The following is a 16,577-nucleotide window of genomic DNA, read 5'->3' on the forward strand; positions in this document are numbered from 1 at the left end:
AGGTGGTCCCAAGAGTGACGCATCGGGAGCCGGTCTGCAATGCATCTCGACGTGCAGGATCTGCGCAACTTCTACTACCGCAGCACGCTGGGGCGGGCGGCGCAGAAGGTGATCCGCGACCAGATGCTGGATATCTGGCCCGAGGCCCATGGCCAGACGGTGCTGGGCTTCGGGTTCGCCGTTCCGCTGCTGCGCCCGTATCTCGGCGACGCCCGGCGGGTGATTGCGCTGATGCCGGGTCCGCAGGGGGTGATGCAGTGGCCGTCCGGCGAACCGAATGTGAGCGTGCTGGCCGACGAGACCGCCTGGCCGATTGAGACTGGTCGCGTCGATAAGCTGATCGTGCTGCACGGGCTGGAGACGAGCGAGATGCCGAGTGCGGTGCTGGAGGAATGCCTGCGGGTGCTGGGGCCGGGAGGCAAGGCGCTTTTCATTGTGCCGAACCGTGCCGGGTTGTGGAGCCGGAACGACCGCACGCCGTTTGGATACGGGCGACCCTATTCGCTTGGACAGCTCGACACCCAGTTGAAGACGCATGGTTTCCTGACTGAGGAGCAGCGCACAACGCTATACCAGCCGCCGAGCGAAAAGCGGTTCTGGCGCAAGACAGCAGCCTTCTGGGAACGCTCTGGGCGCGCAATTCCGATGGTCGCAGCAGGTGGTGTGCTGATGGTCGAGGCCTCAAAGCGGGTGCCTGCACCGAGTGGTGGGTTGGGCGAACGGGTGAAGAAACCGATCTCGATCCTCAACCCCAGCCCGAAACCGACGGCGGCACGTCTGCCGCAAACTCGTGTCGGAACGCGGCACGACATGTCTTAAGAACCGTGTGCACGGCTTGCGCGGAGAAGGGTTGACGCCGGGGTTAACGCTCGATTGCCACGGAGCCGGCGAGGGGGCCGCGGATGGCCAGAGCCGGGCTGTCGTTGATCCGACCGACCCGGCGGCGTGTTCCGGTATCGGCGTCGACATACTGCCTTTCATTGCCAAGCCAGATCCGGGCGATCACCCTGAACCGGTCACTGCCGAGCCGTGTGGTGAACCACTGGGCCAGGACCGACGATGACAGCAGAGGTGTTCCAGGAGAGGCCTGCACCAGCACGATCGACCGTTGGGTGTCGGCGACCAGGTTCTTTTGCCCGCCGGGGTGGCGCGGCTGCATCTTCTCGGTCAGCCGGATGGCATAGACCGAGCCGCCGTTTTCGGTGTCGAGGTGGATGTCCAGTTCGGATTCTGGGTTGGAAAGATCGAAATACCTTTCGGCGGGCGGGCCGTCGCGGTACCAGTCGTGGCGGTGGTGAAAGGCCATCTTGCGCGGTCCTCTGCCGGGGCCTCCGCGTTCAGCTTCGTCGACGGACGACCTCGTTTCACCGGCCGTGCGCGCCTTCGGCGCCAGCAATTCGGCATCATCGAGCGAGATCACGGCAACGCAGGAGGGATCGAGCCGGTCCAGCCCAGGCATGCGGACAAGAAACCGCGCGCCCGAGGCAGTGTGGGTCAGGGCGACCTCGAGAAAGCCGCGGCGCTTGTTCCGCCGGATCGCCAGATGGTGATCGAGACCGCCATCCCGGTCGGCCGGCAGGGCGATGGCCAGGATGTCCTCTGCCGGATCGAAACCGGGAACGAGGCATGGGGTGTCCGGAGGAACGAGAACATGTGACATCGGAAAACCAGTGAAACCTATCACTTCGGAAAGGGCGAGGCAGCGGCGTTGGCGCGTGTTGCCAACTGCGACGCACTAATGCACAAACCCGGGCCTTCGCCAAGCCTCCTGTTCCGGTTCCGGACCGGTGCCGGAAGTGTTGTAGTGTCGCGCTACGGGCGAAAAAATGTTGATAGCGATAACGCAGGCAGCCGGCATTCGGCAAAGGATTCGGCAAATCCCGGGCCTGGGCGCTCTTTTTTCGGCCCCGGACCGAGCGCAATCGGTCGCACTTTTTTCAAGTCTTTGAAAAGTAATGAAATTCACCAGAGTCCTTTTCGTCATAGCAGGTTGCTAGGCTGGTTGCGCTCTGCTACACCCGCCCCGAATTTCGACGCTTTGTTGACGCAAGGCTCGCAAACGCCCCCGGGACGCCCCTTCCGGCTCGAGCAACTCACGCTCAGCGCCGCGAGGGGTTTGCGAACACCCGGGGCCAGAAAATCGAAAGGGTGGACGTGTCCGAACCAGCTTCGATCTCAACCGGCATCGCTGCACGCTATGCCACGGCCGTTTTCGGACTGGCCAAAGAAACCAAAGCCATCAAAGCCATCGAGGCGGATATCGAGGCGCTTGACGCGGTACTTGGCGACAGCGCCGATTTTCGCGCGCTGATACATTCGCCGGTCTACTCGCGGAGCGAGCAGGCCGCCGCGATCGGTTCCATCGCGCAGAAGATGGGGCTTTCGGAAACCATGACCAACACGCTGGGTCTGATGGCCAGCAAGCGCCGGCTGTTCGTCCTGCCGCAACTGGTCAAGGCGCTGCGCGACGCAATCGCCGAGGACAAGGGCGAGGTGACGGCCGAGGTTGTAAGCGCCAAGGCGCTGACCAAGGCGCAGTCGGACAAGCTTGCCAAGTCGCTGAAGGCCAGCGTCGGCAAGACCGTGAAAATCAAAGCGACCGTCGATGAAAGCCTCATCGGCGGTCTCGTCGTCAAAGTGGGCTCGAAGATGATCGACACATCGATACGCTCGCGCCTCAACTCTCTCCAGAACGCAATGAAAGAGGTCGGATAAATGGGTATCCAAGCTGCAGAGATTTCTGCGATCCTGAAGGACCAGATCAAGAACTTCGGCAAGGAAGCCGAGGTCGCCGAAGTGGGCCGTGTGCTAAGCGTCGGTGACGGGATTGCGCGCGTCTATGGCCTCGACAACATCCAGGCCGGCGAGATGGTCGAATTCCCCGGTGGCATCCGGGGCATGGCGCTGAACCTGGAAAGCGACAACGTCGGTGTCGTGATCTTCGGTTCGGACCGTGACATCAAGGAAGGCGACACCGTCAAGCGCACCAACGCCATCGTCGACGTGCCTGCGGGCGACGAACTGTTGGGCCGCGTCGTCGATGCGCTGGGCAACCCGCTGGACGGCAAGGGCCCGATCAAGACCAAGAAGCGCGCCCTGGCCGAAGTCAAGGCGCCGGGCATCATCCCGCGCAAATCGGTGCACGAGCCGATGGCGACCGGCCTCAAAGCCGTCGACTCGATGATCCCGATCGGCCGTGGTCAGCGCGAGCTGATCATCGGCGACCGCCAGACCGGCAAGACCGCCGTGGCACTGGACGCGATCCTGAACCAGAAGAGCTATAACGAAGCCGCCGGCGACGACGAGAGCAAGAAGCTCTACTGCGTCTACGTGGCCGTTGGCCAGAAGCGGTCGACCGTGGCCCAGCTGGTGAAGAAACTCGAAGAGAGCGGCGCCATCGAATATTCGATCGTCGTGGCCGCGACCGCCTCGGACCCGGCGCCGATGCAGTTTCTGGCGCCCTATTCGGCCACCGCCATGGCCGAGCATTTCCGCGACAACGGCCGCCACGCGCTGATCATTTACGATGACCTCAGCAAACAGGCTGTGTCCTATCGTCAGATGTCGCTGCTGCTGCGCCGCCCGCCGGGGCGCGAAGCCTATCCGGGTGACGTTTTCTATCTTCACTCGCGCTTGCTGGAACGTTCGGCCAAGCTGAACGAAGACAACGGTGGCGGCTCGCTGACCGCGCTGCCGATCATCGAAACCCAGGGCGGCGACGTGTCGGCCTTTATTCCGACCAACGTGATCTCGATCACCGACGGCCAGATCTTCCTGGAAACCGAGCTGTTCTATCAGGGTATCCGCCCGGCCGTGAACACCGGTCTGTCAGTGTCGCGCGTTGGCTCCTCGGCCCAGACCAAGGCGATGTCCTCGGTTGCCGGTCCGGTGAAGCTGAGCCTGGCGCAGTATCGCGAAATGGCGGCCTTTGCCCAGTTCGGCTCGGACCTCGACGCCGCCACCCAGCAGTTGTTGGGCCGGGGCGCGCGCCTGACCGAGTTGATGAAGCAGCCGCAGTATTCGCCGCTGACCAACGCCGAGATCGTCTGTGTCATCTATGCTGGCACCAAGGGCTATCTCGACAAGATCGGCGTCCGCGAAGTTGGCCGTTTCGAGGCCGGTCTGCTGGCGCATCTGCGCTCCAAGCACACCGACCTGCTCGAAGACATCACCAACAACGACCGCAAGGTGAAGGACGAGCTGGAAGACAAGATCAAGGCAGCAATCGACGAATTTGCCGCTGACTTCGCTTAAGGGGGCCAGGGGAAAAAGGAGATTGGGCAATGCCGAGTCTTAAGGACCTTAAAACAAGGATCGAGTCGGTCAAATCGACCCGCAAGATCACCAAGGCCATGCAGATGGTGGCCGCCGCGAAACTGCGGCGGGCACAGGATGCGGCCGAGGAAGCGCGCCCTTACACCGAGCGTTTCGCCGCTGTTCTGACGGCAGTGGCGCAATCGGCCAAGGGATCGGACGATGCACCGCTGCTGCTCAAGGGCACCGGCAGCGATCAGACCCACCTGCTGGTGGTGATGACCGCTGAACGCGGTCTTTGCGGCGGCTTCAACAGCTCGATCGTGAAAATGGCCAAGGCCAAAATCGAAGAGCTGCAGGGCAAGGGCAAGACGGTCAAGATCCTGACCGTCGGCAAGAAGGGCCGCGAACAGCTCAAGCGTGACTATGCCAGCCTGTTCGTGGCGCATGTCGACCTGAGCGAAGTCAAGAAGCTTGGCTATGCCAACGCCAAGGACATCGCCACCGACCTGCTGGCGCGGTTCGAGGGCGGCGAATTCGATGTCGCGACGATCTTCTTCTCGCGCTTCGAGTCGGTGATCAGCCAGGTGCCGACGGCGCAGCAGATCATCCCGACCCCGGTCGACGCGGAAGCCGGCGATGGCACGGTCTATGACTACGAGCCCGATCAGGAGGAAATCCTGGCCGAGTTGCTGCCGTCGGGTGTAGCCACCGCGGTCTTCAGTGCGCTGCTGGAAAACGGCGCGTCCGAACAGGGCGCCCGGATGAGCGCGATGGACAACGCCACCCGCAACGCCGGCGAGATGATCGACAAGCTGACCATCCAGTTCAACCGCTCGCGCCAGGCCGTGATCACCAACGAGCTGATTGAAATCATTTCGGGCGCCGAGGCGCTTTAAGAGACAACCGGAGACGAAACATGGCAAATGCAAAAGGCAAAATCACCCAGGTGATCGGCGCCGTTGTGGACGTGCAGTTCGGCGATCACCTGCCGGCGATCCTGAACGCCCTGACCACCGACAACAATGGTAACAAACTGGTGCTGGAAGTCGCCCAGCACCTTGGTGAAAACACCGTGCGGACGATCGCGATGGACGCCACCGAAGGTCTGGTGCGCGGTCAGGAAGTCGTCGACACCGATGGCCCGATCACCATGCCGGTGGGTAACGCCACCCTGGGTCGTATCCTCAACGTCGTCGGCGAGCCGGTGGACGAAAAGGGACCGGTGAAAGCCAAAGAATACCGCGCCATCCACCAGGAAGCACCGGCTTTCGAAGAGCAGTCGACCGAGTCGGAAGTTCTGGTCACCGGCATCAAGGTGGTTGACCTGCTGGCGCCCTATGCCAAGGGCGGCAAGATCGGCCTGTTCGGCGGCGCCGGCGTGGGCAAGACGGTTCTGATCATGGAACTGATCAACAACATCGCCAAGGTGCACTCGGGCTTCTCGGTGTTCGCTGGTGTCGGCGAGCGGACCCGTGAAGGCAACGACCTTTACCACGAGATGATCGAATCCAACGTTATCAACCTCGATAACCTGGAAGAAAGCCAAGTGGCCCTGGTTTACGGTCAGATGAACGAACCTCCGGGGGCCCGGATGCGGGTTGCCCTGTCGGGTCTGACCCTGGCTGAGCAGTTCCGTGACCAGTCGGGGACCGACGTTCTGTTCTTCGTCGACAACATCTTCCGCTTCACCCAGGCAGGCTCCGAGGTGTCGGCGCTTCTTGGCCGTATTCCTTCGGCTGTGGGTTACCAGCCGACGCTGGCCACCGACATGGGCGCGATGCAGGAACGGATTACCTCGACGAAAGCCGGCTCGATTACTTCGGTGCAGGCCATCTACGTTCCCGCGGATGACCTTACCGACCCGGCGCCGGCAACCTCGTTTGCCCACCTCGACGCAACCACGGTTCTGTCACGTGCGATCTCGGAACTGGGTATCTACCCGGCCGTGGACCCGCTCGACTCGACCTCGCGCCTGCTTGACCCGGCCATCGTCGGTGAAGAGCACTACAAGGTGGCCTCTGACGTGCAGGAGATCCTCCAGCGCTACAAGTCGCTGCAGGACATCATCGCGATCCTCGGCATGGACGAACTGAGCGAAGAGGACAAGCTGACCGTGGCCCGCGCCCGGAAAATCCAGCGTTTCCTGTCGCAGCCCTTCGACGTGGCAAAAGTCTTCACCGGCTCGGATGGCGTGCAGGTCGCGCTGGAAGACACCATCGCCTCGTTCAAGGCGGTTGTGGCCGGCGAATACGACCACCTGCCCGAAGCGGCCTTCTACATGGTCGGCGGCATCGACGAGGTGATCGCCAAAGCCGAGAAACTGGCTGCGGAAGCTGCTTAATCTCAGCCTCTTCCCACCGCCGGTAATCGGGGGTGGGCGGACAGGCTCTCACGAAGGAGAGGAACATGGCTGATACGATGCAATTCGATCTGGTAAGCCCCGAACGGAGGCTGGCCTCGTACCAGGCGGCCGAGGTCCAGATCCCCGGTGCTGACGGCGACCTGACGGCGATGCCCGGGCATATGCCGATGGTCACCACACTGCGACCCGGCGTGCTCAAAGTAAACGGCCCGGAAGGAGCGAAAGATTTCCTGGTGACCGGTGGCTTTGCAGAGGTCAACGCCGAGGGCGCGTCGATCCTGGCCGAGAAGGCCGTACCGCTGGGCGAGGCCAAGGCGGCGGATCTCGATCCTCTGATCGAGGCGGCACAAGCGGCCGCCAGCGAGGCGACAGGCGCATTGCGCGACATGGCCGACAAGCAGCTGGCCGATCTTCAGGCCCTGCGCGACGCCGTGGCCTGACAGCACGGATGACATTTCTAAAAGGCCCGGGCGTCTCACCGTCCCGGGCCTTTTTCTTTTACATTTCGTCCAGAATACCTGAAATCTGGAGAAAACGGGCAAGTCGGCCAACCTCAACAGCATGAAGAAATTCGCATCGCAAAGCATTGGTATCGCCCAGGGCAATGACGTTCTGTTCGAGGACTTCGAGGATGGCGGCGAGATGTGGACCGGCATGGGCCACCGTGAGCGGGTCAAGGGGATCACCTTCGCCGAGCCGTTCAAAGAGGTGCCGGCCGTGCATTGTTCTCTGACGCTGTGGGACGTGGACAGCGCCACCAATGTGCGCGCCGATGTCGAAGCCATAAACGTCACCGGAAACGGCTTCGACCTGGTGTTTCGGACTTGGGGCGACACTAAGGTTGCGCGCGTCCGCATCAGCTGGATGGCGATTGGCCCGGTCACGAACGAGGACGACTGGGAACTCTATTGACCCGGAGGCGGCAGGGTGAGGACCGGCGGGTTCAGAAGAAGCCTTCGTAGATCGGCTCGAGCATCTCGGTGTCGAACAGTGAACTGACCGAGGTGCCGGTCCAGATGTTCAAGATCGCCTGGGCAAACATCGGTGCCGTGGGAACGATGCGGATGTTGGGGGCGGCCTTAACCGCTTCGGTCGGCTGGATCGAGTCGGTGATCACCAGCGACTTCATCACCGACTTGGTGATCCTATCGACCGCGGGCCCAGACAACACGCCGTGGGTTATATAGGAATGCACCTCCTTGGCGCCGTTCTCCATGATCACCTCGGCCGCTTTGCACAGCGTGCCGGCGGTGTCGCAGATGTCGTCTACGATGATGCAGTGCTTGCCCTCGACATTGCCGATCACGGTCATCTCGGCGACCTCGCCTGGTTTTTCGCGGCGCTTGTCGACGATGGCGAGAGGCGCATTGATCCGCTTGGCCAGTTCCCGGGCGCGGGCCACGCCGCCGACGTCGGGTGACACGATCATCACGTCGGATATTTTCTTCTTGAAGTGATGCCGGATGTCGAGCGCAAAGATCGGCGAAGCATAGAGGTTGTCGACCGGAATGTCGAAGAAACCCTGAATCTGGGCGGCGTGCAAGTCCATGGTCAGCACCCGCTCGATGCCGGCGCCGGCGATCATGTTAGCCACCAGCTTGGCGCTGATCGGCGTGCGCGCCTTGGTCCGGCGGTCCTGGCGGGCATAGCCGAAATAGGGGATCACTGCGGTGATCTGGGCCGCCGACGAGCGGCGCAGCGCGTCGGCCATGATCAAGAGTTCCATCAGGTTGTCGTTCGCCGGGTTCGAGGTCGACTGGATGATGAACATGTCCTCGCCGCGGACGTTCTCGAAAACCTCGACGAAGATCTCGCCATCATTGAACCGTTCGACCCGGGTATCGACAAGTTTGATCGACTTGCCGCGATGCATCGACATGCGCCGGGCAATCGCTTGGGCCAGCGGCAGGTTGGCATTGCCCGAAATCAGCTTCGGTTCATCGGTATTCGGCATGACTGGCGTGATCCCCGGGGTGTTGGCGCGGCGCGGGCGCATGACAGAATCGTGACGTTGACACCGCTTAGCATCTCTCTAGTTTCGGGCAAAGCCATGCGACCCCCGATTGGCATCTGTGGAGAGATATTTTGGCCAGCATCGATTATTATTTTTCCACCCTGAGCCCGTTTGCTTACCTGGCCGGGCTGAGGCTGGAGGAGATTGCGGCGCGCCATGCGGCGCAGGTGAACTACAAGCCGATGGACATCCTTGGCCTGTTTGCCCGAACTGGCGGCACGCCACCGGCCGAACGCCACCCTTCGCGGCAGGCCTACCGGTTGCAGGAACTGCGCCGCCAGGCCGGCAAGTCGGGGTTGCCGATCGTGCTGAAGCCACCATTCTTCCCGACCAACCCGGCGCCGTCCTCCTATGCCATCATCGCGGCGCAGAACGCCGGCGGAGGCGATCTGGCCGGGCTGGTGCACGGTATCCTGCGGGCCTGCTGGGCCGAGGAAAAGGACATCGCCGACGAGGCGGTGGTGCAGGACTGCCTGGAGGCTGCCGGGTTCGACCGCGGCCTGACCATGAGCGGGCTGCTGACCGGGGCCGAGACCTATGCCCGCAACACCGAAGAGGCGATCGAGGCGGGGGTATTCGGCTCCCCTTTCTATGTCTGCGATGATGGCGAGCTGTTCTGGGGTCAGGACCGGCTGGGCGATCTCGACGCGCATCTGGCGGGCGATCTCTGACATGCCGCGGGATATCCGGGGCGGCCATCCGACCTATTGGACGACCTTCGGAACCGGTCCGCGCCAGGCGCTGCTGATCCACTGTTCGCTGGCGCATTCGGGCGCGTGGAAGGGGGTTGCCGCGGCCCTGGGAGAACGGCTGACGATGCGGGCCTATGACCTGCCTGGACACGGGCGCAGCGGCGACTGGACGCCGGCGCGCGATATGCAGGATCTGTCGGTGGCGATGGCGGCCGACTTGATCGGCGCGGAGGGGCCGGTGGACGTCATCGGCCATTCCTTCGGGGCCACGGTTGGGCTTCGGCTGGCGATCGAACGGCCGGACTTGGTGCGCAGCCTGGTAATGATCGAAAGTGTCTTCGTCGCGGCGGCGCTGGCCGACGATCCGGTGCTCGCCGAGCAGCATCACGATACCAACGCCGGGTATATCGAGGCGCTTAAGCGGGGCGACCGGATGGAAGCGGCGCGCGCCTTCATGACCGAATGGGGGGACGGCCGGCCGTGGCAGGCCCTGCCACGCGAGCACCAGAAGTTTCTGGCCAGCAAGATCCATCTGATCCAGGCAAACCAACCGACGGTTCTGGAAGACCGGCCGGGTTTGCTGCGCGACCGGCGGATCGAAGCGTTGGACGTGCCGGCCCTGCTCATTCGCGGAGCCGACAGTTCGGGTTTCGTCGAGCCGATCCACAAGGCGATTGTCCGGCGTCTGAAGGGCGCGCGCGATATCGCGATCCCGGGCGCCGGACATATGGCGCCGATCACCCATCCTGACGAGACGGCGGCGCTGATTGCCGAGTTCCTCGACACGGTGCCGGAAATCTGACCGCCGGCGTTCGTCTTCGACCGTTCCGGAAAAACAATGGGGTGTGCGGGGCGACCCCCCAATCATACGAAACCTGTGCGCCGCAGGCGCACAACCGGATCAGGTCAGCCGCGGGCAAGTTCGACAAAGCGGTCTATCTGTGCGTCTCTGATCGACCAGTCGCAAACCAGACGCGCCGGCAGCGCTTCGTCGTCCGGGCCATGGTCAGGATCGCCGGCCAGAACGTAGTACATCGCCCCCGCTGCCCGCAGCCGCTGATGCATCGCGCGGGGCATGTGAAGGAAGATCATGTTGGCCTGCGGCTCATAATCGAACGTCACCCCCGGCACTCCCCGCAGCCCCTCGGTCAGACGCTTGCAAGCGGTATTGGCCCGGGTCGCGGAGTCGAGCCAGAGCCCGTCCTCGAGATAGGCTGCCATCTGAGCCGAGAGGTAGCGGTGTTTGGAAAACAGGTGCCCGCCGCGCTTGCGCCGGAGTTCGAATTCCCAGGCGTGGCCCGGGTCGAAGAACACCACCGCCTCGACGCCGAGGCAACCATTCTTGGTGCCGCCAAAGGAGACTGCGTCGATGCCCAGTTTCCATGTCATCTCGGCCGGGGTGCAGCCGAGCGCCACCAGCGCGTTGGTAAAACGTGCGCCGTCCAGATGGCTTTTCAGGCCGAACTCGTGCGCCGTGGCCGTGAGCGCCGAGAGCTCGTCGAGCGTGTAGACCTGCCCGCGTTCGGTGACCTGCGTGATCGAGACCGGCCCGCGCTGCGGCCCGTGCACGCCGCGATTTTCCTCGGCGAGGATCGCGGCGTGCAACGTCGCCGCGGTCATCTTGTCCTCGCGCCCCACCAGGGTGAGTTTCGCTCCGCCGGTGTAGAATTCCGGTGCATTGCACTCGTCTTCGTGGATATGCGCGGTTGGGGTGCAGAAAATCGTCTCCCAGGGCTTGGTCAGTGTCGCCAGCGCCAGCGAATTCGCGGTGGTCCCGGTGGCGACGAGATAAACCTCGGCCTCGGGTGCCTCGAAGACGTCGCGCAGCCCGGTCCTGGCACGGTCCATGATCGCGTCGGCGCCATAACCCATGGCATAGCCTTCATTGGCGCGTGCCAGCGCATCGATAATCTGCGGATGGGCCGGGCCGGTATTGTCGGAGGCGAAAAACATATCCTTTGCCTTTCAGATATTTCGAGAGTCGGTTTCTAGCCTGCAATGGGGCACCTCAAACCGGCTCCTCGATGATGTGGTCTTCCCAGTCGTCTTCCTCGACCTCGAATTCTGGCACGGTGCGGTGCTGCATGGAAACCCCCGCGTCATGCACCGATTGTGCCGTGCCGCTGAGCAGCGGGTGCCAATCGGGCAGGGACTCACCGGCCCACAGCAGGCGGTAGGCACAGGTCTTCGGCAGCCAATAAGCGTGTTTCGGGATGGTCGCAGGCGTCAGCGAGATGCAGTCGGGCACGAACTGACGGCGGATATCATACTGTGCACAGCGGCAGGTATCGTCATCGAACAGACGGCAGGCGACCCGCGTCAGGGCGACCTCGCCGGTTTCCTCGTCCTCGAGCTTGTTGAGGCAGCACTTGCCGCAGCCATCGCAGAGCGCCTCCCATTCCTTTTGAGACATGTGCGTGAGCGGAGTGGACTCCCAGAAACGGCGCCTGAGGCCGCTGCGGTCGATCGGGTCAGTGGTCATATTGCGGCAAGAATCTCGCGGGCCCGGGCGCAGTCGGCATCCATCTGGGCGATAAGCGCCTCGAGGCTGTCGAATTTCGCCTCGGGGCGCAGGTATTTGACCAGAGCGATCGACAGTTCGGTGCCGTAGAGATCACCGGAGAAGTCGAAAAGGAAGGTTTCCAGGTTGGGCTTGTTTTCCCCGAACATCGGCCGCACGCCCATCGAGGCCGCGCCACGGTAGCTGCCCTGGTGTGGACCGTCGAGCACGTCGACCAGCACGGCGTAGACCCCGAAGCGCGGCGGGTGCAGGCCGTCAATCGACATGTTGGTGGTGGGATAGCCCAGTTCTCGGCCGCGCTGGTCGCCGCCGATCACGGTGCCCTCGATCCGGTGCCAGTGACCGAGCATCGCCGCGGCGTCGCGCGGGCGGCCCTCGGAGAGCGCGTTACGGATGGCGGTCGAGCTGACCTCGCCCTTGTCACCCTCGAGAAGTTCGGCGACGGTGACGCCGAAGCCGAACTCCTGCCCGAAATCCTGGAGATCGCGCGCCGTGCCGGCGCGGCCCTTGCCGAAGCAGAAATCCGCGCCGATGACGACGTGGCGCAGGCCCAGACCCTCGTGGATCACATCGCTGGCAAAGGTCTCGGGCGTCAGCGAGGAGAGCGCGGCGTTGAAGTTGAGCTCATATAGCCGCTCAACCCCGAGTTTCTGCAGCCGGTGGGCGCGGGCTTCGGCGCTCATCAGCCGGAAAGGCGGGGCGTCGGGTGCGAAATACTGCCGCGGGTGCGGTTCGAAGGTCACGATACCGAGAGGCACACGCAGGCGGTCGGCCTCGGACCGGGCGATGTCGATCACCGACTGGTGACCGAGATGTACGCCATCGAAATTTCCGATCGCGGCCGAGGCGCCCTTGTCAGCCTTAGAGACATAGGTGTAATCGCGGATGATACGCATGAAGGCTGGTTAGCCGTCGGGCGCCGAAGGTGCAAGCGGCGATGCTCGCCGAACCTTTTGGCCGGCCTCGCAAGGCGCGCGCGTCGGGGCGCGATGCGCGGTGTGGCTCAGTCGAACTTGGCCGAGGGCGCTAGAACGGTGGCTTCGCCGACCAGGACCTTTTTGCCGTCCACCAGACAGCGGCAATCGAGCCGTACGCGGCGCTTGGCGTGGTCGATGTCGATCACCTCGACCTCGGCCACGACGGTGTCGCCGGGGCGGACGGGGGCCAGGAACTTGAGCGATTGGCCCATGTAGATCGTGCCGTGGCCGGGGAGCTGTTCGCCGATAACCGCCGAGATCAGACCGGCGGTGAGCATGCCATGGGCGATGCGGCCTTCGAAGATGGTATCCTGGGCGTAGTCGTCATCGAGATGCACCGGGTTGCGGTCGGTCGAGACCTGCGCGAACATCTCGATATCCTCGTCGGTCACCACTTTCCGCAGGTGGCGCGTCATCCCCATTTCGATTTCCTCGATGGTGATGGTTCCGCGTGGCAGGTTGTCCAACATTCCGCCCTCCAGAGGCTCGAGACTGCGCAATATTTGGGCGCTGGCGCGCCCGTTCGTGGAACTTTATTACTTTGCAGGCGCAGAAAATCAAGCCCGAAAATGGTCTATCGCAGCTGCCCGATCGCATAGGTGGGCGTGATCATTTCCTTTTGAAGATAATCCCTTAGCGCGGTTTCGTCTGGCTGGTGCGACGTTTTGGTGATGCCGCGGGCCAGCCCGCCGGTGATGTAGAGAGAATCGATGTCCTCGCCCATGGCACCCTGAATGTCGGTATGAAGCCCGTCGCCGATGGCGAGAATGCGGGATTCCGGCGGCAGATCGCCCAACTCGGCCAGCCGACGGCGTGCGAGGTCATAGATCGGCGGGTGCGGTTTGCCGAAGTAGAGGCTTTCGCCGCCCATTTCGGTGTAGAGCCGGGCCAGCGCGCCGGCGCACCATTCACGGGTTTCACCGCGGTCGACAACGATATCGGGGTTGGCGCATAACAGCTTCAGTCCCTTTTGCTTGGCATAGAGTAGCCGGCCGCGCTCGGTATCCGGATCGGCGAAGGGATCGTCGGGACCGCAGCAGACGATGCCTTCGGCCTGGTCCAGCGGAACCAGTTCGATATCGACCGGGTCGTGGATCACGTGGATCGGTTCGAAAAACTCCTCGTCGCGGCCCCATTCGCCCATGAACAGCACCTTTTCGCCCACAATGCCGCGAAACATCGCCGACCGGGCGCTGTCGCCCGAGCTGGCGATCGTGTCCCAGCAGTCGCGCGGCACGCCGAAGCCGTCGAGCTGGACCGCCACGCCGGCGCGGGGTTTCGGGGAGTTGGTGACGAGCACGACTTTGCCGCCCTGCGCGCGGTAGTCCTGAAGCGCCTTGACCGCCGGAGGCAGCGCCTTGACGCCGTCATGCACGCAACCCCAGAGATCGACGAACAACGCGTCGTACTTTGTCGATATCTCGGACAGGCTGTCGATGATGCGGGTCATGGCGGCTCCTGCGGGGTTTTATTTAGGGTATGGCAGCGGGCGTTAAGAAACGCCAGAGGCTGCGTACGATGGGGACCGCGCCGCGTTGCGGCGTGGATCAAAGGCGGGCCGCCAGCATTTCGGCCCAGCGGGCATAGGCATCTTCGCTCGGGTGGAAACCGTCACGGGCGACGAACCGGGGCTCGAAAGGCAGGTCGAGAGGCAGGTGGGTGCAGCCGGGTTCTTCGGCGCAGAGGCCGGCGAGCGCGGTGTCGAGGCGGGCGGCGGTGCGGCCCAGGGTCCAGCGCAGCGGCTGTGGCAGAAGCGGGAAGTGGTCCATTGGCGGCAGGCCGGAGGCGATGATCCTGTCCACGCCGAAGCGGCTGCGGAGCAGATCGTGGATGGCGCGGCGGCGGGCGAGGAAACGGCCGAGCGGCACGGCGCGGGTGACATCGTTGACCCCGAGCGCGACGATGGCGGCGTCGAAGGGTTGCGCCGGCAGATTTGCGAGCCGGGCGAGGGCGGAGGCGGACGTGGCACCGGTTTCGGCTTCGAGCTGCCAGTGCAGCGCACGGTCCCGGGCCAGGGTTTGCGAAAGCTGGCCGGCGAGGGCAACGGATTGGTGCCGGGCGCCGACCCCCGCCGCCGAGCTGTCACCGAGGATGAGGAGGCGGAGCGACGGACCAGTTCCCGTGCTGCCGCTGCGCGGGCCGGGTGGCTCGGGAAGATACAGCGCTCTGCGGCGGAGATGCAGAGCCTGGGCCAGCAGCAGCGGCGCAAGGGCTATCTTGAGGACGGTATCAGGGGCCATGCCCCCCGTGGTAATCTGTTTCCTGCAGGAGTAAAGGCCGGGTTGTCAGGGAGATTTTCGAGATAACGTCTGACAGATTGGCGAGGCTCTGTCCCGAGCTGAAATACGACGGTGCGGGAGGGTTCTGGCCGCGCGACCGGCGGAGATTTGGACCACGGCGGGCTGCGGTTAGTTCTGCGCCGGGTGTCTGGCCAAAGGCGTGCATCTGAGCCACCCAGCATGCGGGTTGCGCAAATGAAAAAGGGCGCCGGAGTCGGCGCCCTTGGGGCCTTTTCCCAGTGGCTTAGACAGCCAGGTTGGGGATGATCTGTTTCTTGCGGCTCATAATGCCGGGCAGCACGACGGTGTCGCCCTGAACATCGGCGTCAAACGACTTTTCGGCAACGGTTTTCACCAGGTCGTTGGGCACCAGCAGGGTGGCTTCCTCGTTGAGGATATCGACCACGAAGAGCAACACCTGATCGACGCCATCCTCGGCGGCGACGGTTTGCATCGAAGCGATCAAGCTGTCCTTGCGATCGAGGATCATCCCGGGTGCGGTGGTTTCCAGCACCGAGACGCGGAACTTGGTGCCGGACACCTCGTATTCCTTGCTGTCCATGCGCAGGAGTTCGGCATCGGAGAAGGCCGAGACATCGGACTTGGCGGCGAACATTTCGGCGGCGTAATCGGGGATCGAGACCTCGAGATCGGCGGCCAGTTTCTCGGCCACGGCGCGGTCGTGATCGGTGGTGGTGGGCGAGCGGAATTCGAGCGTGTCGGACAGGATGCAGGTCAGCGCGGCGCCCTTGATGTCGTCTGGCATCTTGCTGTAATCGCTGCCGATTTTGTCGACCATGATGGTTGCCGTGCAGGCTAGGGGACGGATGGTGATGTCGATCGGGCCAGCCGTTTCGAGCCCGCCCACCAGCTTGTGGTGATCGATGATCTCGCGCACATCGGCGTTGTTGATATTGGCGGGCAGTTCGGCGGGGTTGTTGGTGTCGACCACGACGCAGGGCTGGCCGTCGGCCACGTCCGCGATGATTTCGGGCTTGTCGAGCGCCCAGCGGGTCAACATGAAATCGGCCTCGGTATTGGGTTCGCCCAGCAGCACGGGCTTTGCATCCACCCCCTTGATATCGTTGAGATACCAGGCCCAAAGGATGGGCGAGCCTGTGGAATCGGTGTCGGGTGATTTGTGGCCGAAAACGAGCGTGGTCATGGGGCAAATTCCTTCGCAATCAGAGCGTTTCGCGGCGCCTTATAAGGGCGCGGGCGCGGCTTGTCACGGGGGCGAAACGACGAACTTGCCGCGCCGCAGCAACGGGCGCGGTGATCGGCTGGAAAGGTAAATGAATGGCAGCGTGCGCCATCAGACGGGCGTCTGGCAGCCTGGCTGGCAACCTGTCTGGCAGGCAGGCTGGCCATATGTCGGTTAACCGGCGCCGCGCTGCAGCGTTAACGCGGCGTACGCAGGGGGGCGGCGATCCGGGCGGCAGAGTGGATTCCCAAGCCGTGGCGCGCGCGGTAGA

General features: G+C 63.4%; 18 protein-coding genes. 9 read left to right on the forward strand and 9 right to left on the reverse strand.

What is annotated here, in order from left to right; all coding sequences use genetic code 11:
• Positions 1-39: 39 nt before the first annotated feature.
• A complete protein-coding gene (locus tag NO357_RS09705) occupies positions 40-819 on the forward strand; it encodes a class I SAM-dependent methyltransferase (protein WP_306735446.1) in 780 nt (259 codons plus the stop codon).
• Positions 820-862: 43 nt separating this feature from the next.
• On the opposite strand, the gene NO357_RS09710 is transcribed toward NO357_RS09705, so the two are convergent.
• Entirely contained in the window at positions 863-1,660 is a 798-nt protein-coding gene (locus NO357_RS09710; protein ID WP_306735448.1) for a hypothetical protein, read from the reverse strand.
• Positions 1,661-2,154: 494 nt separating this feature from the next.
• Here NO357_RS09710 and NO357_RS09715 point away from each other — a divergent pair, with 494 nt between their 5' ends.
• From NO357_RS09715 to NO357_RS09740, 6 genes are all read left to right on the forward strand, one after another.
• Positions 2,155-2,715, forward strand: coding sequence for a F0F1 ATP synthase subunit delta (locus tag NO357_RS09715; RefSeq protein ID WP_306735449.1), 561 nt, complete (start codon positions 2,155-2,157; stop codon positions 2,713-2,715).
• Positions 2,716-4,254, forward strand: a complete 1,539-nt coding sequence (gene atpA, locus NO357_RS09720; RefSeq protein WP_306735450.1) for a F0F1 ATP synthase subunit alpha — start codon at positions 2,716-2,718, stop codon at positions 4,252-4,254.
• A gap of 29 nt (positions 4,255-4,283) precedes the next feature.
• Complete coding sequence (locus tag NO357_RS09725) at positions 4,284-5,153, forward strand: F0F1 ATP synthase subunit gamma (RefSeq protein WP_306735451.1); 870 nt, start codon at positions 4,284-4,286, stop codon at positions 5,151-5,153.
• Between the two features lie 20 nt (positions 5,154-5,173).
• Positions 5,174-6,598 (forward strand): F0F1 ATP synthase subunit beta, encoded by a 1,425-nt coding sequence (atpD, locus tag NO357_RS09730; RefSeq protein ID WP_306735452.1) that lies wholly within the window; start codon positions 5,174-5,176, stop codon positions 6,596-6,598.
• Positions 6,599-6,663: 65 nt separating this feature from the next.
• The gene (locus tag NO357_RS09735; protein WP_306735454.1) at positions 6,664-7,059 is read left to right on the forward strand and encodes a F0F1 ATP synthase subunit epsilon; all 396 of its coding nucleotides are present in this window, start codon (positions 6,664-6,666) and stop codon (positions 7,057-7,059) included.
• 121 nt (positions 7,060-7,180) lie between these two features.
• Complete coding sequence (locus NO357_RS09740; RefSeq protein WP_306735455.1) at positions 7,181-7,531, forward strand: H-type lectin domain-containing protein; 351 nt, start codon at positions 7,181-7,183, stop codon at positions 7,529-7,531.
• A gap of 31 nt (positions 7,532-7,562) precedes the next feature.
• Here NO357_RS09740 and NO357_RS09745 read toward each other — a convergent pair whose 3' ends face one another.
• Positions 7,563-8,573: a ribose-phosphate pyrophosphokinase gene (locus NO357_RS09745; RefSeq protein WP_306735554.1), complete on the reverse strand. Its 1,011-nt coding sequence runs from the start codon at positions 8,571-8,573 to the stop codon at positions 7,563-7,565.
• Between the two features lie 131 nt (positions 8,574-8,704).
• Here NO357_RS09745 and NO357_RS09750 point away from each other — a divergent pair, with 131 nt between their 5' ends.
• Together NO357_RS09750 and NO357_RS09755 are read left to right on the forward strand one after the other, a co-directional pair.
• Positions 8,705-9,304 carry a 2-hydroxychromene-2-carboxylate isomerase gene (locus tag NO357_RS09750; protein ID WP_306735456.1) on the forward strand — a complete coding sequence of 200 codons (600 nt, stop codon included), beginning with the start codon at positions 8,705-8,707 and terminating at the stop codon, positions 9,302-9,304.
• A gap of 1 nt (position 9,305) precedes the next feature.
• Entirely contained in the window at positions 9,306-10,127 is an 822-nt protein-coding gene (locus NO357_RS09755) for an alpha/beta fold hydrolase (RefSeq protein WP_306735457.1), read from the forward strand.
• Between the two features lie 104 nt (positions 10,128-10,231).
• Here NO357_RS09755 and NO357_RS09760 read toward each other — a convergent pair whose 3' ends face one another.
• The 7 genes from NO357_RS09760 to NO357_RS09790 all read right to left on the reverse strand — a co-directional run bounded on the left by NO357_RS09760 (position 10,232) and on the right by NO357_RS09790 (position 16,267).
• Entirely contained in the window at positions 10,232-11,278 is a 1,047-nt protein-coding gene (locus NO357_RS09760; RefSeq protein ID WP_306735458.1) for a threonine aldolase family protein, read from the reverse strand.
• Positions 11,279-11,333: 55 nt separating this feature from the next.
• Entirely contained in the window at positions 11,334-11,807 is a 474-nt protein-coding gene (locus NO357_RS09765; protein ID WP_306735459.1) for a YcgN family cysteine cluster protein, read from the reverse strand.
• On the reverse strand, positions 11,804-12,742 hold the full coding sequence (locus tag NO357_RS09770; RefSeq protein ID WP_306735460.1) for a bifunctional riboflavin kinase/FAD synthetase: 939 nt from the start codon (positions 12,740-12,742) through the stop codon (positions 11,804-11,806). Before NO357_RS09770 ends, NO357_RS09765 begins: the two co-directional genes overlap by 4 nt.
• A gap of 107 nt (positions 12,743-12,849) precedes the next feature.
• Positions 12,850-13,293 (reverse strand): MaoC family dehydratase, encoded by a 444-nt coding sequence (locus tag NO357_RS09775; RefSeq protein ID WP_306735461.1) that lies wholly within the window; start codon positions 13,291-13,293, stop codon positions 12,850-12,852.
• 104 nt (positions 13,294-13,397) lie between these two features.
• A complete protein-coding gene (locus tag NO357_RS09780) occupies positions 13,398-14,273 on the reverse strand; it encodes a TIGR01459 family HAD-type hydrolase (protein ID WP_306735462.1) in 876 nt (291 codons plus the stop codon).
• Positions 14,274-14,370: 97 nt separating this feature from the next.
• A complete protein-coding gene (locus NO357_RS09785; protein WP_306735463.1) occupies positions 14,371-15,063 on the reverse strand; it encodes an SGNH/GDSL hydrolase family protein in 693 nt (230 codons plus the stop codon).
• 283 nt (positions 15,064-15,346) lie between these two features.
• On the reverse strand, positions 15,347-16,267 hold the full coding sequence (locus tag NO357_RS09790; RefSeq protein WP_306735464.1) for a manganese-dependent inorganic pyrophosphatase: 921 nt from the start codon (positions 16,265-16,267) through the stop codon (positions 15,347-15,349).
• Between the last annotated feature and the right edge of the window lie 310 nt (positions 16,268-16,577).

The sequence above is a fragment of the Marimonas arenosa genome (assembly GCF_030848945.1).
Taxonomy (GTDB): Bacteria; Pseudomonadota; Alphaproteobacteria; order Rhodobacterales; family Rhodobacteraceae; genus Marimonas; species Marimonas arenosa.